Origin of the sequence: Lactobacillus sp. UMNPBX12, from assembly GCF_002553955.1 — a bacterium.
GTDB classification, from domain to species: domain Bacteria; phylum Bacillota; class Bacilli; order Lactobacillales; family Lactobacillaceae; genus Lactobacillus; species Lactobacillus crispatus.
In genome coordinates, this window is record NZ_PCYY01000001.1 from 150,704 (window position 1) to 173,522 (window position 22,819).

Genomic DNA, 22,819 nt, shown 5'->3' on the forward strand with positions numbered 1-22,819 from the left:
GAAAATGCCGCTAATCTTGATATTTTTTTAATTTATCATTGCATGCAATCACAAAAAGGCTCAAAATGGTACATAGGGTTTTTAGACGATTGTAATACGTAAGGGGGACCTTTTATGACCGTCTTAAAGAATATTGCTAAAGATAGAATTTTACAGATTACTGTGATCATTACAGTAGTCAGTCTTTTTTTTGCCAGACCGCGGTTTTCTGATATTAATTTCCATACATTATGGTCCGTTGCCGCGATGTTAACGATTATCCAGATCTATGCATACTTGCACGTTCTGGACGTTTTGGCATACAAGCTTACAAGCATTGCCGACAACACACGTAAGCTGAACACGCTGTTTTCGTTGTTGGCTGTTATTTCAGGGATGTTTTTAGGTAATGACATTACTGCATTAACCTTGATCCCATTGTATTTAAATATTGCTAAACGTTATAAATTGCCGCAGATTTTACCTGTTACCTTAATCGGAATGGGCGCAAACATCGGAGCAGCGTTTACGCCTTGGGGCAATCCGCACAATATTTTCTTGGTCAGCCGTTTTAACGTTGGTCCACTAAAGTTTTTTGAATGGTCTGTGCCTTATTTAGTAGTTTCAATGTTAATCATGGGGTTAGTCTTTCTATTTATTCCTAAAGAAGAAATTCCTGTCCAAAAAACTGAGCCTATCAAAATTAGTTGGCGTCCGACACTGATAACTACTGCTGTATTTATTTTCTTCTTCTTTGGTGTTTTTAGGACCATTGATATTATTTGGCCAATGCTAACGTCGGTTGCATTAGCCCTTGCAATTAATCCTAGGATTATGCTCAAAATCGACTATGCCTTACTTCTTACCTTTACCGGCTTCTTCATCTTCATCAGCGATATCCAACAAATCCCTGTTATCGTAAATCTAATTCATGGCACCGTTTATTCTGAAATTTCAACTTACTTTGCTTCAATTATCTCTAGTCAAGTAATGAGCAATGTACCATCAACCATTTTAGTTGGTAAATTTACTACTTATGCTCAAGCATTATTCTTGGGTTCAAACATTGGTGGTTTTGGTTCCGCTATCGGTTCAATGGCTAATATGTTAGTTCTTAAGACTTTCAACCAACACGGTAGCGTAAGTAAGAAAAAGTTTTTCATTCAATGGACTATTATGCAATTTGCTGGTTTGATTATTTTAACTGCAGTTGGATTATTACTATTAATCTTCAGAATTTAATATTTTTTGTTAAGAATGTCGCTTTGGCATTCTTTTTCATTGCCCAAGAAATTCGAAAACGATAAAATTAAATAAATATTTATGGAGGAAAAAACTATGTCACCATTAATTTGGATCATTATCGCCATTATTGTTTTAATCGTGGCTATTTATATCGTAACTTATAACGGTTTGCAAAGAGCAAAAGTCTACGCCGAAGAAGCTTGGAGCCAAATTGACGTTCAACTTAAGCGTCGGAATGACTTAATCCCTAACTTGGTTGAAACCACCAAGGGCTATGCCAAGCATGAAAAATCAACTTTTGAGGAAGTAGCCAACTTGCGTAATCAATTGGTCAACGTGCCTCAAGGCAACCATGAAGAAGCAATGAAGCTTTCTAACCAAATTACCGATTCTTTGAAGTCAATTTTTGCCTTGGCTGAAGCCTACCCAGACTTGAAAGCTAACCAAAACTTCTTGAAACTACAAGAAGAATTGACTAACACAGAAAACAAGATCGCTTACTCTCGTCAACTTTATAATTCAACTGTAGCAACATATGATCAAAAGTTGCTTACTTTCCCATCAAATATTGTTGCCAAGTGGCACCACTTTACTAAGATTAACTACTTAGAAACTCCTAGTGAAGAAAAGAATGTGCCTCAAGTTAAGTTTTAATTTTAAGGAAGTTTAACCATGCTTTACCAACAAATTGCTCGTAATAAACGCAAAACGGCGTTAATTATGTTCATCTTTTTGGTGATCTTAGGCTTAGTTGGTGCGGGAATCGGTTATCTTTGGAGCAATAGTCCAACAATGGGCGTTATTATTGCTTTAATCGGTAGTTTAGTCTACTTATTCATCATGTGGCAAAATCCAGCCAACATGATTATGAGCTTGAATCACGCGCAAGAAATTCATGAAGCCGACAATCCGGAACTGTGGCATATCGTAGAAGATATGGCGATGGTGGCACAGGTTCCAATGCCACGGGTCTATATTATTCCTGATCCTAGTCCCAATGCTTTTGCAACTGGTCGGGACCCTGAACATAGTGCGGTGGCAGTTACTCAAGGAATTTTAGAATTACTTGATCGTGAAGAACTCGAAGGCGTCTTAGGGCATGAATTATCACACGTGAAAAACTACGATATTTTACTTTCAACAATTGCCGTGGTATTAGTTGGGGTCATTTCTTTTATCTCTAATATGGCGTCCAATTTTTGGTTCTGGGGCGGCGTGCGCAGTGATGACGACGATGACCGTGACAGTAATGCTTTAGCCATGATTTTTAAAGTGGTTGCCTTGGTCTTCGTTTTGATCTTAGGTCCACTTTCTGCATCCTTGGCCCAAATGGCTTTATCGCGTAACCGTGAATACCTAGCTGATGCATCTTCAGTTAAATTAACACGTAATCCGCAAGGCTTAATTTCTGCCTTACGCAAGATTGAAAATAGCCAACCAATGAAAGTAGCTGATAGTAGTAGTGCTGGATTATATATCGAAAATCCATTCCACAATCACGGTTTGACGCACTTGTTTGATACTCACCCACCAACAGCAGACCGCATTAAACGCTTAGAAAATATGTAAAAAATAATCTGGAACTTTCGTCCAGATTATTTTTTTACTTCAAATTTATATTTGCTTGTCTAAACAATTCTGCCCGCATCGCTGCTGGTGTTATGTGGTAGTATTGATTAAATTTCTTATAAAAGAAAGACTTACTCGAATATCCGACTCGACCAATAATCTCTCTAAGTGAAATATCAGGCTGAGCCAGCAATTCACGCGCTTCTTGCATTCTTCGATCATCCACGTGATCCACAAAACTCTTGCCAGTCTTAGCCTTAACCATATTAGAGAAATAATTAGGATTGAAGCCAAAGTATTTTGCAGCGTCAGATAAAGAGACATCGGCAAAATGAAGATCGATGTAATTATCTAAGGTCTTCTTTTCAAACTTAGTTTTATCCAAACTAGTCGGTGTTGCCATGCGCTGAGTTCTAATTGAAATAATCAACATAGTGGTCAACTCAGCCTGAATTAAAGCTTTAGTAAACAAATCATTATTCAAATAACCGCCAATAATATGTTGCATCACTTGAGAAGCACGAGTAATTTGATTATTTTTTAGCCAAAGAACATGTTCATTTTCTAAGCTATCAACGATTTGCTCAATAACTTTAACCTCACGTTCTCCCTTACAGCTAAAATCTTTAAAATACTTGCGATATAGAAATCCACGCTTAAACTTCAACTTTATCAGTACCGTATCAGGTTTTTGACTTAAAATCTCATACTTGCAACCTTCAGTCAGTAGCAAAACATTCCCAGACTTCATTTGAATGATCTTTTCACCACTCTTAATTGTCACAGTACCCTTAGCAATATATAAAATCGTTGAAACATCCATCCGATAGCGATGAATACCAGTATTATGATTTTCAAGGTAGATAGTAAACAGATCAAAATCTGGATTACCAGCTTCCAACTTTATTTCATTCTTATCTGTTGAATTTGACTTTAATACACTTGCCAGATATTGGTCCAAAGCAACAGCTGCCATATGTCCACCTTCCTTAAATTAAATAAAATATGGTAACACTATAATTACATTATAAATCAAAACTTTATTTAGTATTAAGTATTATTTATGATTTGTTCTACTTATAACAAACTTTACCTGTAGACAGTCCCCAAAGCATCTTGTACAATCAGACTTATGAAAGTAACCGTTAACAATCTTACTTTTTCTTATGAAAAAGAACCTATAATTGACCATCTAAATATTGAAATTCCCCATGGATTTTCTCTGTTAATTGGACCAACTGGCTGCGGTAAATCTACCTTGCTTAAAATTATTGCTGGTTTATACCCCAAATATGCAGGGAGACTGACAGGTACGGTGGAACTGCACGGACAAAAGGCGGCAATGATGTTTCAAAACGCGGCTGAGCAATTCACAATGCCAACTCCACGTGAAGAAATTGTCTTCGCTTTAGAAAATTTGCAATTAGATGAAGGTGAATATCAAGCACGACTGGATCAGGCAACGGCTTTCACCCAAATTGCCGATCTTCTTGATCAAAAGATTAATACCCTATCAGGTGGCCAACAGCAACGAGTTGCTTTAGCTGTCTTAATAGCTATGGATGTGGATTTGTTGCTATTGGATGAACCGTTTGCCAGTTGTGATCCTAAGGCACGTACTTTTTTGATTAAAAAATTAGCAATTTTAGCTCACAATGGAAAAACTATCATCTTAAGCGACCACGTTTTAGACGATTATGAACCTGTCTGCGACCATCTTTTTGAGTTTACAAATAATCAAGAAGTTATTGAATTAAATGCTAGCAAAAAAATAGCCTTATTTGAACAAAATAAAAAATTGCATGAGCGACATTATCATTTTGTCTTACCTAATAGTGAGCCTATTTTCACTTTAAAACAAGTCCAAATTAGACAAAACAAGCTTTTGCTTAAGCAAAATGAGCTAAATTTGCATTCTGGCACTACCCTAATTACTGGTGCTAATGGTGTTGGCAAGACGTCTTTATTTAAAGTAATGACCAAAATGATTCCGTATACTGGTAATTTTGCTTATTTAAATAAGGAAATCGCTCAAATCTCAGCTAGAAAATATTTAACACAAGTAGCTCAAATTTTTCAAAAAGCAAGCGACCAATTTTTAGCTGTGACTGTCAAAGATGAACTAGAATTAAGTAAAAAGGATAGAAATTTATTTTTTACTGAAAAAAAGCTCAATGAATGGTTAGAAAAATTAGGTTTAGCTGACCACTTAGACCAAGTAGTCTATTCTCTATCAGGCGGCCAACAGAAGAAATTACAAATTCTGCTAATGTTAATGACTAAACATCAAGTTTTATTGATTGATGAGCCGCTCAGTGGACTTGATCACAACTCGGTCAAACTTGTTTTAGAATTAATGCGAGAAAGCCAGCAAAAGCTTCACCAGACGTTTTTTATCATTAGCCATCAAATAGACGAGCTAGCTGAATTCTGCGATTACCGGCTAATTTTGGCGGATCAGCGCTTAAAATACGTAGAAAGATAAGGCCATGAATCCTAGTTTGAAATTTATTTTAGCGTTTATTATTTCCCTGGAAATATCTTTAAAGGCTAGTTTAGTTACTAATTTGTTAGTAATCACCTTCGCGCTAGTTTATTTAATTATTACTCGAATCAAAATCAAAGAGTTAATCTTGCTCATTATCTTGCCCTTTATTGCTGCTTTTACAATCTTTGCAACGCTCTTTTGGTTTTCACCAACACCAAATGCTTATTATGCTTGGAATTTGTCAACGCGTATCTATGTTTATACCTTGACGATTGCCTGCGTGACGCGCAATAACACCGCTACGGATTTTACCCGCTCATTAGAGCAGAACCTGCACTTACCCAGTAAATTTGCCTACGGCGTGCTGGCGGCGATTAACATTATTCCGCAGATGAAGATGGCGGTTAAACAGATCCGAACTAGCGCTATGATGCGAGGCATTTATCTCAGTTTTTGGTCGCCGGTCCTCTATTTTAAAGCAATTCTTGTTGCTTTAAATTCAGCTGACAATCTGGCCCAAGGAATGGAATCACATGGCTATGTCGAAGGGCAAAGAAGGTCGACGATCATCGCTATTCCTTTAACAGCTATAGATTGGGTAATCTTCTTTACCCTGCTAATTTTGGTTAATATCTCATTGTTTTTGTTCAAATAGGTGAAAAAATGGAAATTATCGAAGGAAAAATGCCTTTCATGGGCTATGAAACTTACTATCGTATTGTTGGTCGAAGAAGCGAAAAGACACCACTCGTATTGCTACATGGTGGTCCCGGCTCAAGTCATAATTATTTTGAGGTTTTGGACAAATTAGCCGAAATTGATAACCAACGGATTATCATGTACGACCAGTTAGGCTGCGGCAAGAGTAGCATCCCTGATGATCACCCTGAACTTTATACTAAAGAAACATGGGTTAAGGAACTCATGGCGTTGCGGGAGCACTTGGCTTTGCGCAAAATACATTTATTAGGACAAAGTTGGGGTGGGATGCTAGCGCTAATCTACATGTGTGATTATCATCCTGTTGGCATTCAAAGCTTGATCTTGTCTTCAACCTTGTCGTCTGCTTCCTTATGGAGCAAAGAATTACACCGGATGATTAAATACTTGCCAATTGAAGAACAGGCGGCAATTCATCGCGCCGAATTGACTAGCAATTTTAACGATCCTGATTACTTAAAAGCTAATGAGCACTTCATGAATCAACATGCAATTGACATGACGAAAACGTGGCCTGAATGCGTTATGCGAAAAAAATGTGGTGGTATTGTAGCTTATGAAACCGCCTGGGGACCAAATGAATATACGCCAGAGGGCAACTTGCACGATTACGAATACACAGAAAAACTAGGCAAAATAAAAATCCCAACTCTAATTACGAGTGGGACTGATGATTTATGTACACCTTATGTAGCTAAAACGATGCAGGATCATCTTGCTGGCAGTAAATGGCAGCTATTTGAAAACTGCGGTCACATGTCTTTTGTAGAAAAAACAGATGAATATGTTGAAATGCTGCGAAAGTGGCTTGATCAACATGACTAAAAAGTAAATATATTTACATAAAATTAATAACTCAACGCCCGATGAGCATCTAAAGCCCAATGCGTTGCAAAAATTTCTTGCTTGATCTTCCGCTTGGTTCCAGTCCAAGGATCGTTATAATAGATCGTTTTGCCATGGTAACCAGTCAAGGTAATGGCATGATTAGAGATACCGTCAAACATCCCTACCCAAGCGACCACCAAGTGCGAATTAATCAACTTATCCTTAATTGCGGGCAAACCACAATTAGTCATATTCTGGGCTTTACCGAGATAATGCTTCACTACTGGTTTCACCCCATTAGGAGCAACCCAATAGCCGAGCGGATATTTCTTGTAAGGCGAACCGATAAAGCCCTTGTACAACTTCCAAGCACAGTTATGCGTAGTGCGTTTTTTTGATGTACTGTAGATGTAGGCGTTACGCTTTAAAACGCGACCTTGACCACTAATATTGGTCACTTTAATATAAGCAGCCAACTTGTAGAATTTAGCGCCATTAATTGTTATGGGACTTTGATTTACAGTTACTGCACGATATGCGTAATACTTTTCACCCAATGACTTGCCATTTTCATCATAAAAAAAGCCGCCCCGAAGGACGGCTGTATTGAGTCTGGATCGGATTAATCAAAGAAACTATCAATCAGGTTCTTAAGGAACTTTTTAATAGCCCTCTTGAGCTCTTGAAGCACTTGCCATCACGATTCAGTGGTAGAAATACTACTACAAAGATAAAGTAATACTTCATGGGAGTCTACCTCCTTCCACACGAGTAAGGGCGCTACCCCTTCAGCGTTACCATTTATGTGTTAAAATTGAGATACTACAAAGATAAAGTACACTTCAGCGTGTGCGTGAGCTACTAGCTGGTAGCTCAAAAATTAGCAGGGCGATCGAAAGATCGTCTTTTTTGTTGCCAAGCATAATTTAACAAAATCTATTTTTAAATCATAAAAAACTAAAAAAGCACTGACCTGCCACAGTTTTTTTCAATATGCTTGTGAAATCTGCAAATATGCAAAAATAAAAAGCCCAATTTATGGGCTTTTTCTATATTCTACTTATGATAAGGACTACCTGAGTTAATCATAAATGCACGATAGATTTGTTCAATCAACACCACGCGCATCAACTGGTGTGGCATCGTCAATTTACCAAAACTAATCAAGTCATTTCCCCTCTTGTTTACAGCATCGCTAGTCCCTAAACTGCCACCAATGACAAACGTAATGTCTGAATGACCATAAGTTGCGAGATCCTGAATCTCTTTAGCGAACTCTTCGCTGCTGCGCTGCTTTCCTTTAATTGCAGTCACATACACGTACTCCTTATCTTTAATTTTGCTCAGGATTCGCTGACCTTCAATCTCTTTAACCTTCTCATCTTCAGCTGCACTGAATTTTTCCGGTGCTTTTTCATCAGGCACCTGTACAATGGATACCTTTGCAAAACGACTGAGTCGTTTCTCATACTCCGCAATTGCATCCCTAAAATACTTCTCTTTTAATTTTCCAACACATACAATTTTGATATTCATGCTTCTATTATAACAAGCATAGCTAATTTTCCATTCATAATTTTAATCTACCAGCACAATACTAACATCCCTTCCACACTATTTACCCAAACTTTTCCACAAAACTTCAAAGACCAATTTCAACATTTTGTGGTATTATTTTACTTATGCCCCAGAAGTTGTATTTAATAATTTTTCTAAAATTTCTTTATTCACATCGATTTTATGAAAGCCTTTTTTCACAAATTTTATCTCTTAAGGCTTGTTATACCTGCATGAACGCCTGTTTTCTCAAATAGAATTCACTAAATAAGGTCAAAATCATCATATTTTTCCACAAGTTAATAAACCTATATTTATCAAGTTATACACAATCCACAGAGTTATCCACACTTATCAACAGGCTGGTGTCTGTTTGACAACAAATAATTCCGAACAATTTGATGTTACACATTTAAAAAGTTAACAAAAAGGCTATATCTACGTTTAAACCGCGTGATATAGCCTTTTTTCTTTTAATTAACTTCTATTTTGATTTTTAGTTACCTTCAAGTTTTACCTTTAAGTTGACATCCTTACCATTTCTGTTCACGGTAACATTTACGGTATCACCGACTTTATGGCTGTATAAAATGCTGTGTAACGATGCCACATCATCAATCTTCTTGCCGTCAACCTTGGTAATAACGTCTCCGCTCTTCATTCCGGCATTAGCAGCTGAACTATTCTTGTTTACTGAGGCAATGTAAATACCACTCTTCAAAGTAGAATTTATCTTCAAGCGGCTTCTGTAGCCTTCTGGAATACCTTGAAGTGCGATTACCCTTACGCCAAGTTGTGGACGGGTAATCTTACCCTTCTTAACTAATTCGTTCACAATCGTAACTACTTCGTTTGATGGAATTGCAAAGCCCATTCCTTCGACAGAAGTACCATCACTTGATTGGGCTAACTTCATTGAGTTAATCCCGATCACTTGACCAGCTGAGTTAACCAAGGCACCACCTGAGTTACCTGGGTTAATTGCGGCATCAGTTTGAATAACCGTTTGTTGATTGCCTGATGAAGTAGAAATGGTTCTAGCCGGTGCTGAAATAATCCCTTGCGTTACCGTAGAAGCATATTCACTACCTAATGGTGAACCAACGGCAATGACAGTTTGACCAGCTTGTAAGCTCTTAGAATCGCCAAATTCGGCCGTCTTAGTCACATACTTAGCATCAATTGAAAGCACAGCTAAGTCAGTTGTACTATCCTTACCAACAACTTTAGCATTTACTGTCTTGCCATTAGCTAGCATTACCTGAACAGCATCACTGCCTGAGATAACGTGGTTGTTAGTAACGATATATCCCTTGCCATTAGATTTCATGTAGACTACACCTGAGCCTTCACTGTAAGTCTCAAGCTTGCCCTTGCTGCTTGATGAAGAGCTATCATCACTGTCATCATTACCGAATAAACTATTATAAAGTGAATTAGTACTATTAGAACTTGATTGGCGTTTTAAGTTAATAACTGAAACAACCGCTCCTTTTACATCATTATATGCAGTAGTCATTGTGCCACTAGTCTTAGCACTCTTTTCTGAAACTTTACTACTACTTGAAGATATACTAGTTTGAGCGGCACCATTATTAACTGATGCATTATTCATTTGATCAGCCGCGTAATATGAAACGCCTCCACCGATCAAGCCACCAACTACACCGACAATCGCTGCAGTGGCAATGATTTTACCATTAGTATTCTTTTTTCTAGGTTGTTGTAAATTGTTATTATTATTTTGATTTTCTACCATACTTGCTTCTCCCCTCATCTTGTTTACTAATCATACCGATTAAATTTGAATATTATATGAAAAAATGTTGTGAAAACTGCTAAATTTCAACTAATTTTGTAGGCTGATTAGGTTCTGTATCAATAATCTTAACATCATCATCCAAATTTGCATCCCCCTCAAGCAGCATTTCTTTTGCCGTTTCGTGAGCTAAATACTCCGTATTATTATGTTGGCTGCGATGCGCTAAAAAGATATGCTTTGTTTTAGGTGTGACTACATCAACTAATGCCTGGGCTGCTTCGTCATTAGATAAATGGCCTACATCCGACAAAATTCGCTGCTTCAGTGCCCAGGAATATGGTCCATCTCTGAGCATCATATTATCATAATTAAATTCCATCATATAGGCATCAGCATCTTCAATTGTCCCTTCAACTTCTTCTGATACATAACCTGTATCAGTTAAAAAAGCGACCCGCTTACCACCACTAGTAAACACATAATATTGCGGCTCAGCTGCATCATGACTAGTTGCAAAGGCTGTAATATCAACATCACCAAAAGTTTTAGTTTGGCCTGGTTCAATTGTATTAATTTGTTCAGCCGGTAATTTACCTATTTTTTGCGTATCCAATAAATACTGCCAAGTCCCACTATTGGCAAAAGCATCTATCTTAGGATAACGGCGCATCAACACGCCGAGTCCGCCACTATGATCGGTATGATCATGACTTAAAAAGGCCATATCAATCTCGTTAATATCAACTCCAACTTCGGCTAGCAAATCTTTAGTTTTCTTACCAGAAAGGCCAGCATCCATCAGGATTTTATGCTGGCCTGTAACGATTAAACTGGTATTGCCGGTCGAGCCGCTTGCTAAAACGGAAACCTTCAATTTTTATCCTTTCTATTTTTCTACATTATAGGTACTCGATTGTAGCATCTGTGCCGTATATGCATTAATACGTTTCATCGTGATATTTTTAGTTGTCTTATTTTCTACCCAAACCAGCCAAGTTGGCAACAAGATTGTGCTGCCACGTACTTCTGTCAATTTGGAGTAACCTAATTTTACCTGCGTTACGCGCGAATTATTAGTCAACTCACGATCAGTGTACATCGCACGCACAGCACGCCAAGCACTGATGGTTGACTGTAATTCACGCACTGGACTAGCTTGCCCCATATATGTTTCAGTAAAATTAATAATCTGATTATCTTTTACATTGATATTCAATTGGGCCGAGTTAGCATAAATTTCACCATAATCTGAGTTTTGCACAAAAACATAATTGTCTTCACTCGACATATCAGGTTCATACTTGAATTCTTTACCATAAGGAATATTTTTCGAATCATTCTTAAAATCTTCAATTTGTTCTAAAGCTTCCTTAGGTTTTTTACTCAAAAGGACTGCTTGTCTTGGTTCACCATAAAGCACATTATCGCTTTTAGAATAGCGGGCATTTACATTAGTCAGCGAGCTAACTTTGCCAGAAAGGTAGTCACGATTCTTGGTAGCTAAATAATAACCAGAATCTGGTGCATCCGAAATCTTATCGGGCAAATCAATATTGTCTGACTTCATTTCATTGCGGATGCTAGCAACGCTGCGAGTAGTGGTATCAGCGTTACTTAAATTAACGGGAGAACGGAGAATTTCGATTCCAAGATAAATATCAATTAAAAAGAAAACAACGAAAAATAGCCATTCGATTCGTTTATGGTCCATTTCTATTTTCCCCTTTCGTTAACAGTTAACTGATCAGCTTCACGGTAGGTAGATACGTCTTGCTTTTCCCATTCACCTAGGCTCTTCCATTCATCGTAGGCTTTGATATAGTACGTTGGGATCAAGTTAATCAAACTATGGTGACTTGAATCCTTTTCTTCAGCAAAACCAACGATAATTCGTTGAATATCTTCCTGCTTTAGGCCGTGATTGACTAATTCATCAACAACATCTTGGGTTGGTTTTAACCGCTTAGTTTGACCATCAAACGGAATTGGAATTTGGAAGTTTACACTATTAAAGGCCACATTAATCGAATCTGTTGAAAAGGTCGTCTTGACTTGCAAATCATGCTTATTTAAGAAAACAGGAATCCCTTCAATATAGTTTAGATAACTAACATTAGCACCATCTGCATCAAAGAAGCGTAAATCTTGCTCGGTTAAACCCAATTGGTGAACATAATAAACGCTATCTAATAAGCGGTTAGTAGTATTGGGGATCTTATTTTTTTCATAATGAGTATAAAGATAATTATGCTCACCTGAATTAGAATCTGGCACTCTTAAGCGAGTATAGTAGTTCAAAGAATACACCGTTTGACCATTCTTATTAGTCTTACTAGTAACGCCAGATGTACCTAATAAACGCGAAACAAAGTAAGAATACGATTGATGATTAGTCAAGTAACTATAAACTTTAGCATTCATTGTCTTGATGTAAAACGGTGAATAGCCTTCCTTTAAACGAACTAATCTAACTGGATACTTGCTCTTAGCATTACGTGCATATTTACGTAGTTTATCAAAATTTGCGCCAGCAATTTTTACTTGATAAATTTCATTAGTCTGATCATTTCCCAAATAAATCCAGTGATTTGACTGCGAGATAAAGAAGCGGTTAAACTCGCGGTTATCATTTGCGGCATTATTCAACTGGTTAAATAAGGAGAAAGTAATTTCATCTGGATAAACCAACTGCACATAGTTGGGATTGTTTAAATACTCTTCATATTTAGTTCTAGTATCAACTATTTTCTTAATTTTATTAGTGGCCTTGGCTTTTTTTATCTCTTTGGTAAATTCTAAAGTCAAATTATTTTTTGAATCATATAGCTGACACAAATTTCCATTAGCAAAACCATATGAAGTAGTTGGAATATATAAATCATATAATGACTTAAAATTGTGACTACGCGTTTGCTCTTTAGTGATATTATTTTGATTTTGCTGACCAATATTACTAAAGCGCTGATCACTAGTCATAATAAAGATCCAAAGCACAATTGAGAGGACAATGACGATCAGTGTAGCTAAGCCTAAGAAAAATTCACCGAATTTGAATTTAAACTTCATCCCAATCATCCTCCTCTGTCATCGGTTCATATGGCAAGGAAATATAGAAAGTAGACCCCTTGCCTTCGCTACTGTCAGCCCAAATTTTACCATGGTGAGCTTCCACAATTTCTTTAGCAATGGCCAAGCCCAAGCCGGTACCACCTTGGGCCCGGGAACGTGCCTTATCAACTCGGTAAAAGCGGTCAAAGATTTTACCCAGATCTTTTCTTGGAATACCCAAGCCCTGGTCAGAAATACTTAAGATAACATGATTTTGGTTTTGGGTCATTCTAACAGTAATTACACCGCCATCAGGTGAATACTTAATTGCATTGTTCATAATGTTATCAATTACCTGCATCATCTTATCGGTATCGATTTCCACCCATAAGGCTTGACTGCCTAATTCACGCTTAATTGTGTATTTCTTCTTTTCTTTATTTTTATCTGTTTTAACAATCATATCGAAACGGTTAAGAATATGGTTAACAAAATCGTTTAAGTTAACAAATTCTAGATCCATTTTTGAAACGCCACGGTCCATTCTAGACAAACTCAACAAGTCATTGATCATTCTAATCATCCGACTAGTTTCTTGTTGAGTAACTTCCAAAAACTTAGGAGCAATCTCTGGATTCTTCCAAGCACCCTCATTAAGAGCTTCAATATAAGCCTGCAAACTTGTTAAAGGTGTTCTCAATTCGTGTGAGACATTAGAAACAAACTGTCTTTGTGAATCTTCATTCTTTTGTTGCTCAGTTACATCGTGTAATACACAAACTGACCCTGATACAAAGCCAGTTACCCGCTTAATCAAAGAAAAACTAGCATGCAAAATAATTTCATCCCGCGTACCTGGATCAAGGGTAATAACGATCTCTTTTTGACTAGAAATCAAATCTTGTGACGAAGTATCTTCTAGTCCCAGTACTTCAGCAATCGGCTTATTGATAACCTCGTCTTCTTTTTTATTTAAAAAGTTTAGTGCCATATGATTAACCACACTGACGTTACCATGACGATCAGTGGCTAGAACTCCATCGCTCATGTGTGACAGAACACTATCTAGTCGCCGCCGTTCACTATCAGACTCTTCTTGTGAGCGTTCAATTCGTACGGACAGGGTATTAAATGCTTTAGCTAATTGCCCTAGTTCATCATTGGAATAAATTTTTACCTGACTTGAATAATCACCATCAGCAATATGCAATGCTTGTTTCTGCATTTCTTCGATCGGTTGCGTAATTGCCCGGGAAATAACCAATGACAAAAATGCACCTAATAAAGCCGCGATCAATGACGCAATCAAGAAAGTCAATGAAATTTGGCGCAAATTGTTAAAGACATCTTGCATACTAGCTTTAACATAGACAGCACCAACAGTATTGTTAGAGCCATTGCCACTAGTCAACGGCGATATTTGAATCATGTAATTGCCATGATCATCGACCACTTTATTAATTTGATGTCCAGTTGAAATAACCTGCTTCACATCAGTATTGTTAATCCGTTGACCGATCTTACTTTTATCATTTAAGTTAGAAACGGCACGAATCGTATCCTTATTATCGACAACAATAATTTCACTAATTGCATCATTATTGTAGTCATTAACAATTTGATTCAAGCGATCATTAGTATTTTTATTATCACTGGTCAACTGATTAGCTAACTGATTGCTGACGATAGTCTGAATCTGGATTGATGATTGGAAATTTTCAATGCTATTTTGCTCTAATTGACGGGTAAAATAAGCTCCAATAACTTCAATTGTTGCCAGTAGCATCAGCATGAACACAATTGCAATTTTAGTATTAATGGAATTAAATGTACTATTTAATCTTGCTTTGAATTTTTTCATTCTACTCATTCAATATCTAAAAAATATAAAAAAGAAAGCCACTACCATAACAGTTCTGTGGCTTTCTTTATTATTCTTCACTCGGCTGTTTTACATAATAGCCAACACCACGACGGGTAACTAAAATTTGAGGTTGGATTGGATTATCTTCAATCTTTTCTCTTAAACGGTGCACCGTTACGTCTACAGTCCGCACATCACCGAAGTAGTCATAACCCCAAACAGTCTGAAGCAGGTGTTCACGAGTCATAACTTGTCCCATATGTTGAGCTAAATAGTAAAGAAGTTCAAATTCACGGTGAGTAAGTTCAATCTTCTTACCATTTTTTTCTACAATATAGGCATCTGGCATAATGACCAAGTTACCGATCTTAATATTCTTATCGGTCTCTTCTTGGCTGGCAGCTTCTGCTTTTTTAACAATATCACGACGACGCAGGTTAGCCTTCACACGGGCAACTAATTCCCGGTTAGAAAACGGCTTGGTTACGTAGTCATCTGCACCCATTTCCAGTCCTAAGACTTTATCAATTTCAGTATCTTTAGCAGTTACCATGATGATTGGCATGTCATGCGTTTGACGAACTTCACGCGCAACTTCCAACCCATCTTTTTTGGGCAACATCAAATCCAGAATCATTAGATCCGGGTCGTATTCGTCAACTTTTTTAACAGCTTCTTCGCCATCATAGGCGGTGTCGACATCAAAGCCTTCCTTAGTTAAATTAAATTTGATAATATCAGAAATCGGCTTTTCATCGTCGACGACGAGAATCTTCTTTGGCATCGGGAATGCCTCCTTTGCCCTTACATTATACTGAATTTTGTAACATTAGCCAAAAATTTTTGTTTTTTTTTCAAAAAAAGCTTGCATTTTCTTATCAACAATAGCATAATAATATCTGTTGATTGATTCAACGACATGGGTGGCTAGCTCAGCTGGCAGAGCAACGGACTCTTAATCCGTGGGTCCAGGGTTCGATCCCCTGGCCACCCATAATATTTTTCGTAAGAGATAAGATGTTGATCTTATCTCTTTTTTTGTTTCTTAAATTGGATTTAGAAAGGGCTTTCTTGGTAAAATAAAATTAGAATTTGTACGAGGGGGCTTTACAATGAACGAAGCTGTATTTTTTAATCCAGGGGATGCCATCGCATCTTCACACGACTTTAAAGAAGCACGCCGCAGTGCTCAAATCATTAAGGCAGAACGTCCAACAGGGCGCCAAATTGTGATTGCCAAAAATGATCAAAGCGGTGTCTATGCTGTTTACTATGCAGATCACATGAAGCAGGATCAGCAAGGCACAGCCTATCATATTCAAGATAAACTTTAGTAAAAAAGCGGCCATTATGGGCGCTTTTTGCTAGCTTCAAATTATTTTTCAACTTTTTTCAAAAAAAGCTTGTCAAATTATAAAACTACTGGTAATATATTTAAATGTCGGCGGGAGCTGATGAACAAATATGGGTGGCTAGCTCAGCTGGCAGAGCAACGGACTCTTAATCCGTGGGTCCAGGGTTCGATCCCCTGGCCACCCATAATATGAAAGATGCACTGCAAGAAGGCGGTGCTTTTTTTATGCTATTTTACAGAAGATTCGTATTTTTCGATCATGAAATTACGAATCTTTTTTATTTTCTTTCAGCATTCCTCTCGTCTTAGGAATTATGCTTTTTTCCATGGTATCATAGGATACATAAGTATCATGGAGGGCAAGATGAAACGGATTTATTATTACCAAAAAACAACCGATGATGTAGTCGATAGTCACGATCAAAATTTCAGTCTACCCGATAATTACGTTATTCTACCTAATTCTCTTGGAGCTAGAATCTGGTCCACTACCGCTCGTCACTTAGCATGCGCTTTTGGTTGGGTGGTTTTCCGCTTCTTCGATCATGTAAAAGTCGTTGGTCAAGAAAAACTTAAGCAAGTCAATGGGGGCTATTTTATTTATGGCAACCATACTAGACCCATGGGGGATGTCTTTACCTCGCTCACAATTTTTCCAATCAAAAATTTTTATGCTATTGCTAATCAAGCTAACTGGGGCATCCCCTTCATTGGCAAATATCTTGTACGCTACGGCGGTCTGCCTGTTGGCAAAAATATGAAGCAATCGCTCAAACTAATTAAAGCCATTCAAACTGTGATTAAGGATAAAAAGGGCGAGATTCTCATCTACCCTGAAGCTCATGTCTGGCCCTATTACACGAAGATTCGCCCGTTCGATGCAACAAGCATGCACTTTCCAGTTAAATTAAATGCGCCTAGTTTCGTCATGACCAAAACCTACCATAAAAAGTGGCTTAGCAAGCGACCTAGTGCCGTTATTTACATTGATGGGCCCTTTTACCCGGATACAAATTTAAGCCGTAAGGAAGCTCAAAATAAGCTTCACGATGAAATTTGGCAGGTAATGAAGCAGCGTGCAAAAAATAGCGATTATGAATATTGTCAATATATTCAAAAGAAATAAAAAATAGGAGTTTATCATGAATATTCTTTTTTGTGGAGATGAAAATGCTCAAGATGGCGTTTTGATTTCCACCTTATCTTTAATCAAAAATTCTGGTGCTCAAGAATTGCATCTTTATATTTTAACGATGGAGGCACACAGTGATGAACGTAAATATCACCCTTTCTCACAACATGCGGCTGATTTTTTACGTTCTTTAGTAAAAAAAGCCAATCCTAACAGTACAGTTGAATTAATTGACTGCACCAAGTTATTTGAACAGGAACCGCCAACCGCTAACATGAATACTCGCTTCACGCCATATGCCATGTTGCGTTTATTTGCAGACCAATTGCCACAGATTCCTGATCGCATTCTTTATTTAGACGATGACATTGTCATTCGCGGTGATATTACAACTTTTTACAATGAGGATATTAACGGAATCGAATTAGTGGGCGTACTTGATTATTGGGGTCGCTTCTTCTTCCACAATCTTAAGACCAAGCGCGCATTTGATTATCTTAATTCTGGCGTTTTGTTGCTGAATATGAAGAAAATTAAGCAAACTGGTCTCTTTGCCGAGGTGCGGCATATGATGCAGGTTAAGCAAATGTTTTTGCCCGACCAATCAGCAATAAACAAGCTAGCTGTAGCCAAGCGAGTAGCACCACGCCGTTATAATGAGCAATATCATTTGCAAAAAAACACCAAAATTCAACATTTCACTACTAGCTTTAGGTTTTGGCCTTATTTCCATACTCAAACAGTTAAGCCATGGGATGTTGATCGCGTACACAGTGTACTTCATTTACATGAATATGATGATTTGCTTAACGAATATCTCAAATTACGAAATAATTTAAAAAAATAATTTAGGAGGATCTTATTTTGAAAACCATTCCTGTTTTTTACACAATTAGCGATAATTATACGCCATATGCATATGTTTCAATTAAATCATTAATTGACCATACTGACCCCAAGAAGGACTATACGATTACCCTTTTAGTCCAACAGATATCTGATGAGCACAAAAAGAGCTTAGAAGATCTTTCAACTGATAATATTCATGTTCAAATCTTTCATATCGACGATGACATGGTTAAGCCAATCCATAATACCAAGGAAAACTACTTACGTGCTCAATTCTTTACCATGTCAATTTTCTACCGGCTATTCATTCCAGAATTGTTCCCTCAATATGACAAGGCAGTTTATCTTGATGCAGATACTATTATCTGTACTGATATTGCTAAAATGTACGAAATTGATATCGCCGACAACATGTTTGCTTCATGTCCCGACTTATCAATTCGTTACATGCCACTTTTACAAAAGTACATTAAAGAATGTCAGGGAATTTTGCCTGCAGAAAAATACATCAATAATGGTGTAATTCTGTTTAATATGAAGGCCTTTAGAGACAAAAAGTTTGTTGATAAATTCTACTACTTAATGAATAAATATCATTTCGATAACGTTGACCCTGATCAAGCCTACATGAATGAAATTTGCGAAGATAAGATTTATCACCTACCTAAAGAATGGGATGCTATGCCAAATGAAAGCATTCCTGAAATTCAAGATCCTAAGATCGTGCATTACAATCTTTTCTTCAAACCATGGCATTTTGCTGATGTTCAATATGGTCATTATTTCTGGGATGTTGCTAAAACTACGCCGTATTACGATGAACTAAAGCAGCAATTAGACAACTTTACTGATGAAGACCGTCAAAAGGCCCGAGCTGACCTAGAATGGATGGCCAAAAAAGTTGACATGATTGTCAAAGAGCCAAATACTTGGGCTAAGGTTAAACAAACGGAATCAGTTAAAATCTAAGAAAGGCAATTTTATGACAATTCCTATTTTTTACAGTATCAGCGATGACTTTACCAAATACGCTGCTGTTTCTCTTAATTCTTTAGTCAAACATACAGATCCAAATAAGGATTATACTGTTTACTTTTTAAATCAAGATCTCTCATCAAAGCATCAAAAAGCTTTGTCTGATCTTAGCAGTTCAAACGTTCATGTGAAGTTTTTCCATATTGATAATCAACTTGTACAACCTATTCAAAATCGTAAGGAAAACTTTCTTCGCGCTGACTTTTTTACCATGTCGATTTTTTATCGCCTCTTAATTCCAGAACTTTTTCCCGAATATGATAAGGTGATCTATATTGATAGCGACACAATTGTAAACGACGATCTTGCTAAACTATACAACTCCGAATTGGGTGATAATTTATTTGCTGCTTGCACCGACTCCTCAATTCAATATGTAGACAAGATGATAAAATACATCAAAAATGTCCTGGCACTTGACCCCAAGAAATACATTAACTCTGGCATGCTCGTCATGAATGCTAGGGCCTTTCGCGCTGAACATTTTATTGACCATTTTATGACACTTTTAGAAAAGTATCATTTTGATTGCATTGCTCCTGATCAAGACTATTTAAATGAAATCGGGGAAGGTAGAATTTTGCACTTAAATCCTCGCTGGGATGCTATGCCAAATGAAAACACTGAACCTTTAACTAATCCTGGTCTGATTCACTATAATCTTTTCTTTAAGCCATGGCATTTTGCTAATGTCCAATATGCACAGTACTTCTGGGATAGTGCCAAACAAACGCAGTTTTTCGATGAATTAAAGAACGAACTCAATAATTATACTGATGACGAGCGTGCAGCAGACCGCGAAAAATTGGATCATATGCTTGCTAAGGAAGACAAAACTGAGCAAGATCCTAATAATTGGGCAAAAGTTAAGAAACGAGAGGCAGTAACACTATGATTTTTGGCGATAATCGTGAGGCAGTGATTAAAAATATAAAAAAAGCTGCTAATGAACGCAACTTCACAGCAAAAGTAGAAATCGGCGATCCCCAAATGTCCCTAGATCAGCGCCTTAAATTGGTCAATGATTATTGGAATAAGCGTAACACTTTTTCAAGTAAGCTTAATAATCGTATTGGACATCTCTTATTTGGTACTTTATCCAGAGCATTAGCTGGATCAACTGAATTTGTAGGTTTAGAGAACCTAAATAATTTACCTATTGGTGGCGCAATTTTAACTTCTAACCACTACAATCAGGTTGATTCTTTACCAATGAAGCTGCTCGCTAACAAGATGCACCATCAGCTTTCAATTGTAATTGAAGATACTAACCTAATGCTACCTGGATTTTTCCGCTATTTAATGAATTATGTTGGCACTATTCCACTAGTTCAGAGTCCTAGCTATATTGGAAATGAATTTCCTAAGCACCTCAGTGCAGCTTTAGCTAAAAATAATTGGGTTTTAATTTATCCAGAACAGGAGATGTGGTGGAATTATCGCAAGCCTCGTAAATTACAACGTGGTGCCTATTATTTTGCGGCTAAACAAAATGTACCGGTAATCTCCACTTTTGTCGAGATTAAGGATCTACCTAAAATCGAAAAGAAAGATCCTAATTTTTATGAGACCAAATATATTGTCCATGTTTTACCACCAATCTTCCCTGACGTTTCTCTAAACGCCAACGAAAACGCTCATAAGATGATGGAACTCGACTACCGACAAAAAGTTGCTGCCTACGAGAAAATTTATGGTAAAAAGCTTAATTATGACTTTCTAGATTGGGATATTGCTGGGTGGCGTGGTCATCTTTCATAAGAAAAGCATAAGACTCCTTCGTATCTCTTGCTATAAGGTGACACAGTGTTACCATTGATATATCAAGATCTTATTAGAAAGGAGCTTCTTATATGAGAAAATTTACTAAAGAAACTCTATCAAATTACAATGGTAAAAATGGACGTCCAGCTTATATTGCATTTAATGGTACTGTCTATGACGTAACTAATAATACCCACTGGCTTAATGGCGAAAATAATGGTATCCATGCTGGCTGTGATGTTAGTCTGGACCTCGCTCAATCTCCAGTTCTGGAATTGGCCCACATTAATCAAGTTGGTATTTATAACTAAAGATAAACTAAAAATTTGATCAAAATGATCCATAAAACAACGAGAGAATTGCTCGTTGTTTTTTTGTCTAACTCAGCATTTTATACGCTGAGTTAATTATTTGATTCAACTACAGTCTTTAATTACTGATGATTACATTTTTCTAATACGAGTGCTTATCTGACATCACACCAACTGATTGTTTGTATGAATTACTTGGTAACATGAATATTTTTGATCTATAAATCATAAGAGTACCAGTCAGGTTGTTGCTCTTTAAACCCCATTCTTGTAAACATTTTTTTGCTTTGAATATTAAAGTCATATATGTGAGCCTTCACTTGCGTCATTTTCTGAATTCTTGCAAGCTGCACCAATTTGTCGACACATTTTCTACCAAGATGCAAGTTTTGATATTCTTTGCAAATCACGATTGATATCTCACCGTCTTTTAGCAAAGTACAATCACCAATCAATTTCCCTTGATATTGAATATAGTAGCACCACCCATGCACTGACAAATATTCATACATTCGACGTAATTTAGTTAAATCATAAACGGTATCAATATTATCTACCTGCTTACAGATTTTAGGATCCTGGTACCATTTAAGAGTCTGCTTTTCATTCGGGAAATATGGCACTAACGTAAGTCTATCAGAATTTTTATCCATCTAAATATGTCCTTTTTTCTAAGTATTTAATGTCTGAAATTTAACATATACTTTTGAATATTTACCAGTCTAATAGAGAGACAAAGACAACAAGTTTATACATTTCATAACGCAAATAAAAAGCTATAACTTTTTTATTAGCTCTATAATTTTTCCTGTTGATGAATATTTATGATATTCTGTCTCAATTAAGCTATTTAGGAGTTGTGCTATGTCCTCTGTTAATGATTGTATTAAATTTGATCTCGATATTAAATTTTACAACAATTTCTATAAATTCTTCAATGGAGTGCAATACAAAGTCTACGAAGCCCTTTTAAAGCAGCCCACTTGTCCATTCTGTGGCTTTCCGGCAGAAAAAATAACGTATCCATCAATACCATTCAGAGTACAGACTCCTCAAAGCTCCTTGGAAACCCTATTTAAAAAAATTTCAAGACTTAGAAAAGCTTCATTATAGAACTTTAATAGCACACAAAAAGGCGGAAGCCTCTGGCCCCCGCCTCTTTCATATTCCGCTAGCTCCGGCTGTCAGACTCGAACTGACGACATCTTGATTAACAGTCAAGCGCTCTACCAACTGAGCTAAGCCGGAATATTAAAAAAGAGCACGGCAGCTTCCTTTCCTCGCAGGCAGTTGCCCACCAACTACTTTCGGCGT

23 protein-coding genes and 3 tRNA genes are annotated in these 22,819 nt (G+C 37.1%); 15 read left to right on the forward strand and 11 right to left on the reverse strand.

Features of this window, described 5'->3' with window-relative positions; translation table 11 throughout:
• The first annotated feature begins 114 nt into the window (after nucleotides 1-114).
• The 3 genes from CP363_RS00750 to htpX all read left to right on the forward strand — a co-directional run bounded on the left by CP363_RS00750 (nucleotide 115) and on the right by htpX (nucleotide 2,793).
• Nucleotides 115-1,221: an SLC13 family permease gene (locus CP363_RS00750; protein WP_013085650.1), complete on the forward strand. Its 1,107-nt coding sequence runs from the start codon at nucleotides 115-117 to the stop codon at nucleotides 1,219-1,221.
• A gap of 96 nt (nucleotides 1,222-1,317) precedes the next feature.
• Complete coding sequence (locus tag CP363_RS00755; protein ID WP_013085649.1) at nucleotides 1,318-1,878, forward strand: LemA family protein; 561 nt, start codon at nucleotides 1,318-1,320, stop codon at nucleotides 1,876-1,878.
• Nucleotides 1,879-1,896: 18 nt separating this feature from the next.
• Nucleotides 1,897-2,793, forward strand: coding sequence for a zinc metalloprotease HtpX (gene htpX / locus CP363_RS00760; RefSeq protein ID WP_023487933.1), 897 nt, complete (start codon nucleotides 1,897-1,899; stop codon nucleotides 2,791-2,793).
• A 34-nt stretch (nucleotides 2,794-2,827) separates the two neighbouring features.
• Here htpX and CP363_RS00765 read toward each other — a convergent pair whose 3' ends face one another.
• Nucleotides 2,828-3,769: an AraC family transcriptional regulator gene (locus CP363_RS00765; RefSeq protein ID WP_005721723.1), complete on the reverse strand. Its 942-nt coding sequence runs from the start codon at nucleotides 3,767-3,769 to the stop codon at nucleotides 2,828-2,830.
• 156 nt (nucleotides 3,770-3,925) lie between these two features.
• Here CP363_RS00765 and CP363_RS00770 point away from each other — a divergent pair, with 156 nt between their 5' ends.
• Genes CP363_RS00770 through CP363_RS00780 form a run of 3 tightly spaced genes read left to right on the forward strand, consistent with a single transcriptional unit; the run spans nucleotide 3,926 to nucleotide 6,826 of the window.
• On the forward strand, nucleotides 3,926-5,278 hold the full coding sequence (locus CP363_RS00770; RefSeq protein ID WP_098035698.1) for an ATP-binding cassette domain-containing protein: 1,353 nt from the start codon (nucleotides 3,926-3,928) through the stop codon (nucleotides 5,276-5,278).
• Between the two features lie 4 nt (nucleotides 5,279-5,282).
• Nucleotides 5,283-5,936 (forward strand): energy-coupling factor transporter transmembrane protein EcfT, encoded by a 654-nt coding sequence (locus CP363_RS00775; protein ID WP_098035699.1) that lies wholly within the window; start codon nucleotides 5,283-5,285, stop codon nucleotides 5,934-5,936.
• Between the two features lie 8 nt (nucleotides 5,937-5,944).
• Nucleotides 5,945-6,826, forward strand: coding sequence for a prolyl aminopeptidase (locus tag CP363_RS00780; protein WP_089146801.1), 882 nt, complete (start codon nucleotides 5,945-5,947; stop codon nucleotides 6,824-6,826).
• Between the two features lie 23 nt (nucleotides 6,827-6,849).
• On the opposite strand, the gene CP363_RS10875 is transcribed toward CP363_RS00780, so the two are convergent.
• The 8 genes from CP363_RS10875 to yycF all read right to left on the reverse strand — a co-directional run bounded on the left by CP363_RS10875 (nucleotide 6,850) and on the right by yycF (nucleotide 15,844).
• Nucleotides 6,850-7,386: a C39 family peptidase gene (locus CP363_RS10875; protein ID WP_233186925.1), complete on the reverse strand. Its 537-nt coding sequence runs from the start codon at nucleotides 7,384-7,386 to the stop codon at nucleotides 6,850-6,852.
• A 499-nt stretch (nucleotides 7,387-7,885) separates the two neighbouring features.
• Nucleotides 7,886-8,365: a 23S rRNA (pseudouridine(1915)-N(3))-methyltransferase RlmH gene (gene rlmH, locus CP363_RS00790; protein WP_005720466.1), complete on the reverse strand. Its 480-nt coding sequence runs from the start codon at nucleotides 8,363-8,365 to the stop codon at nucleotides 7,886-7,888.
• A gap of 517 nt (nucleotides 8,366-8,882) precedes the next feature.
• Nucleotides 8,883-10,145 carry a S1C family serine protease gene (locus CP363_RS00795; protein WP_098035700.1) on the reverse strand — a complete coding sequence of 421 codons (1,263 nt, stop codon included), beginning with the start codon at nucleotides 10,143-10,145 and terminating at the stop codon, nucleotides 8,883-8,885.
• Between the two features lie 79 nt (nucleotides 10,146-10,224).
• A complete protein-coding gene (locus tag CP363_RS00800; RefSeq protein WP_089150907.1) occupies nucleotides 10,225-11,022 on the reverse strand; it encodes an MBL fold metallo-hydrolase in 798 nt (265 codons plus the stop codon).
• 12 nt (nucleotides 11,023-11,034) lie between these two features.
• Nucleotides 11,035-11,859, reverse strand: a complete 825-nt coding sequence (locus CP363_RS00805; RefSeq protein ID WP_005720462.1) for a two-component system regulatory protein YycI — start codon at nucleotides 11,857-11,859, stop codon at nucleotides 11,035-11,037.
• Nucleotides 11,860-11,861: 2 nt separating this feature from the next.
• Nucleotides 11,862-13,223 (reverse strand): YycH family regulatory protein, encoded by a 1,362-nt coding sequence (locus CP363_RS00810; protein WP_089142959.1) that lies wholly within the window; start codon nucleotides 13,221-13,223, stop codon nucleotides 11,862-11,864.
• A complete protein-coding gene (gene walK, locus CP363_RS00815) occupies nucleotides 13,204-15,057 on the reverse strand; it encodes a cell wall metabolism sensor histidine kinase WalK (RefSeq protein ID WP_005720460.1) in 1,854 nt (617 codons plus the stop codon). Before walK ends, CP363_RS00810 begins: the two co-directional genes overlap by 20 nt.
• A 70-nt stretch (nucleotides 15,058-15,127) precedes the next feature.
• Nucleotides 15,128-15,844 (reverse strand): response regulator YycF, encoded by a 717-nt coding sequence (gene yycF, locus CP363_RS00820; RefSeq protein WP_005720459.1) that lies wholly within the window; start codon nucleotides 15,842-15,844, stop codon nucleotides 15,128-15,130.
• Nucleotides 15,845-15,981: 137 nt separating this feature from the next.
• On the opposite strand from yycF, the gene CP363_RS00825 reads away from it, so the two are divergent.
• The 9 genes from CP363_RS00825 to CP363_RS00865 all read left to right on the forward strand — a co-directional run bounded on the left by CP363_RS00825 (nucleotide 15,982) and on the right by CP363_RS00865 (nucleotide 21,505).
• Nucleotides 15,982-16,054, forward strand: a tRNA-Lys gene (locus CP363_RS00825).
• A 118-nt stretch (nucleotides 16,055-16,172) separates the two neighbouring features.
• A complete protein-coding gene (locus tag CP363_RS00830; RefSeq protein WP_005720458.1) occupies nucleotides 16,173-16,394 on the forward strand; it encodes a hypothetical protein in 222 nt (73 codons plus the stop codon).
• Between the two features lie 132 nt (nucleotides 16,395-16,526).
• A tRNA-Lys gene (locus tag CP363_RS00835) sits at nucleotides 16,527-16,599 on the forward strand.
• 179 nt (nucleotides 16,600-16,778) lie between these two features.
• Nucleotides 16,779-17,540, forward strand: a complete 762-nt coding sequence (locus CP363_RS00840; protein ID WP_013085640.1) for a 1-acyl-sn-glycerol-3-phosphate acyltransferase — start codon at nucleotides 16,779-16,781, stop codon at nucleotides 17,538-17,540.
• A 16-nt stretch (nucleotides 17,541-17,556) separates the two neighbouring features.
• Nucleotides 17,557-18,393, forward strand: a complete 837-nt coding sequence (locus CP363_RS00845) for a glycosyltransferase (protein ID WP_065991057.1) — start codon at nucleotides 17,557-17,559, stop codon at nucleotides 18,391-18,393.
• Nucleotides 18,394-18,410: 17 nt separating this feature from the next.
• Nucleotides 18,411-19,364, forward strand: a complete 954-nt coding sequence (locus CP363_RS00850) for a glycosyltransferase family 8 protein (RefSeq protein ID WP_089145364.1) — start codon at nucleotides 18,411-18,413, stop codon at nucleotides 19,362-19,364.
• Nucleotides 19,365-19,377: 13 nt separating this feature from the next.
• A complete protein-coding gene (locus tag CP363_RS00855) occupies nucleotides 19,378-20,325 on the forward strand; it encodes a glycosyltransferase family 8 protein (protein ID WP_089145365.1) in 948 nt (315 codons plus the stop codon).
• Nucleotides 20,322-21,191, forward strand: coding sequence for a lysophospholipid acyltransferase family protein (locus tag CP363_RS00860; protein ID WP_013085637.1), 870 nt, complete (start codon nucleotides 20,322-20,324; stop codon nucleotides 21,189-21,191). The genes CP363_RS00855 and CP363_RS00860 overlap by 4 nt, the downstream gene beginning before the upstream one ends.
• Nucleotides 21,192-21,283: 92 nt before the next feature.
• On the forward strand, nucleotides 21,284-21,505 hold the full coding sequence (locus tag CP363_RS00865) for a cytochrome b5 domain-containing protein (protein ID WP_005726080.1): 222 nt from the start codon (nucleotides 21,284-21,286) through the stop codon (nucleotides 21,503-21,505).
• Between the two features lie 218 nt (nucleotides 21,506-21,723).
• Here CP363_RS00865 and CP363_RS00870 read toward each other — a convergent pair whose 3' ends face one another.
• Together CP363_RS00870 and CP363_RS00875 are read right to left on the reverse strand one after the other, a co-directional pair.
• Nucleotides 21,724-22,158 (reverse strand): GNAT family N-acetyltransferase, encoded by a 435-nt coding sequence (locus tag CP363_RS00870; protein WP_005723985.1) that lies wholly within the window; start codon nucleotides 22,156-22,158, stop codon nucleotides 21,724-21,726.
• A 522-nt stretch (nucleotides 22,159-22,680) separates the two neighbouring features.
• A tRNA-Asn gene (locus CP363_RS00875) sits at nucleotides 22,681-22,753 on the reverse strand.
• Between the last annotated feature and the right edge of the window lie 66 nt (nucleotides 22,754-22,819).

What these genes read in the sequence shown, in the direction of transcription:
- CP363_RS00750 (WP_013085650.1), top strand. Translation starts at nt 115, where the DNA reads ATGACCGTCTTAAAGAATATTGCTAAAGATAGAATTTTACAGATTACT.
- CP363_RS00755 (WP_013085649.1), top strand. Translation starts at nt 1,318, where the DNA reads ATGTCACCATTAATTTGGATCATTATCGCCATTATTGTTTTAATCGTG.
- htpX (WP_023487933.1), top strand. Translation starts at nt 1,897, where the DNA reads ATGCTTTACCAACAAATTGCTCGTAATAAACGCAAAACGGCGTTAATT.
- CP363_RS00765 (WP_005721723.1), bottom strand. Translation starts at nt 3,769, where the DNA reads ATGGCAGCTGTTGCTTTGGACCAATATCTGGCAAGTGTATTAAAGTCA.
- CP363_RS00770 (WP_098035698.1), top strand. Translation starts at nt 3,926, where the DNA reads ATGAAAGTAACCGTTAACAATCTTACTTTTTCTTATGAAAAAGAACCT.
- CP363_RS00775 (WP_098035699.1), top strand. Translation starts at nt 5,283, where the DNA reads ATGAATCCTAGTTTGAAATTTATTTTAGCGTTTATTATTTCCCTGGAA.
- CP363_RS00780 (WP_089146801.1), top strand. Translation starts at nt 5,945, where the DNA reads ATGGAAATTATCGAAGGAAAAATGCCTTTCATGGGCTATGAAACTTAC.
- rlmH (WP_005720466.1), bottom strand. Translation starts at nt 8,365, where the DNA reads ATGAATATCAAAATTGTATGTGTTGGAAAATTAAAAGAGAAGTATTTT.
- CP363_RS00795 (WP_098035700.1), bottom strand. Translation starts at nt 10,145, where the DNA reads ATGGTAGAAAATCAAAATAATAATAACAATTTACAACAACCTAGAAAA.
- CP363_RS00805 (WP_005720462.1), bottom strand. Translation starts at nt 11,859, where the DNA reads ATGGACCATAAACGAATCGAATGGCTATTTTTCGTTGTTTTCTTTTTA.
- CP363_RS00810 (WP_089142959.1), bottom strand. Translation starts at nt 13,223, where the DNA reads ATGATTGGGATGAAGTTTAAATTCAAATTCGGTGAATTTTTCTTAGGC.
- walK (WP_005720460.1), bottom strand. Translation starts at nt 15,057, where the DNA reads ATGAAAAAATTCAAAGCAAGATTAAATAGTACATTTAATTCCATTAAT.
- yycF (WP_005720459.1), bottom strand. Translation starts at nt 15,844, where the DNA reads ATGCCAAAGAAGATTCTCGTCGTCGACGATGAAAAGCCGATTTCTGAT.
- CP363_RS00830 (WP_005720458.1), top strand. Translation starts at nt 16,173, where the DNA reads ATGAACGAAGCTGTATTTTTTAATCCAGGGGATGCCATCGCATCTTCA.
- CP363_RS00840 (WP_013085640.1), top strand. Translation starts at nt 16,779, where the DNA reads ATGAAACGGATTTATTATTACCAAAAAACAACCGATGATGTAGTCGAT.
- CP363_RS00845 (WP_065991057.1), top strand. Translation starts at nt 17,557, where the DNA reads ATGAATATTCTTTTTTGTGGAGATGAAAATGCTCAAGATGGCGTTTTG.
- CP363_RS00855 (WP_089145365.1), top strand. Translation starts at nt 19,378, where the DNA reads ATGACAATTCCTATTTTTTACAGTATCAGCGATGACTTTACCAAATAC.
- CP363_RS00860 (WP_013085637.1), top strand. Translation starts at nt 20,322, where the DNA reads ATGATTTTTGGCGATAATCGTGAGGCAGTGATTAAAAATATAAAAAAA.
- CP363_RS00865 (WP_005726080.1), top strand. Translation starts at nt 21,284, where the DNA reads ATGAGAAAATTTACTAAAGAAACTCTATCAAATTACAATGGTAAAAAT.
- CP363_RS00870 (WP_005723985.1), bottom strand. Translation starts at nt 22,158, where the DNA reads ATGGATAAAAATTCTGATAGACTTACGTTAGTGCCATATTTCCCGAAT.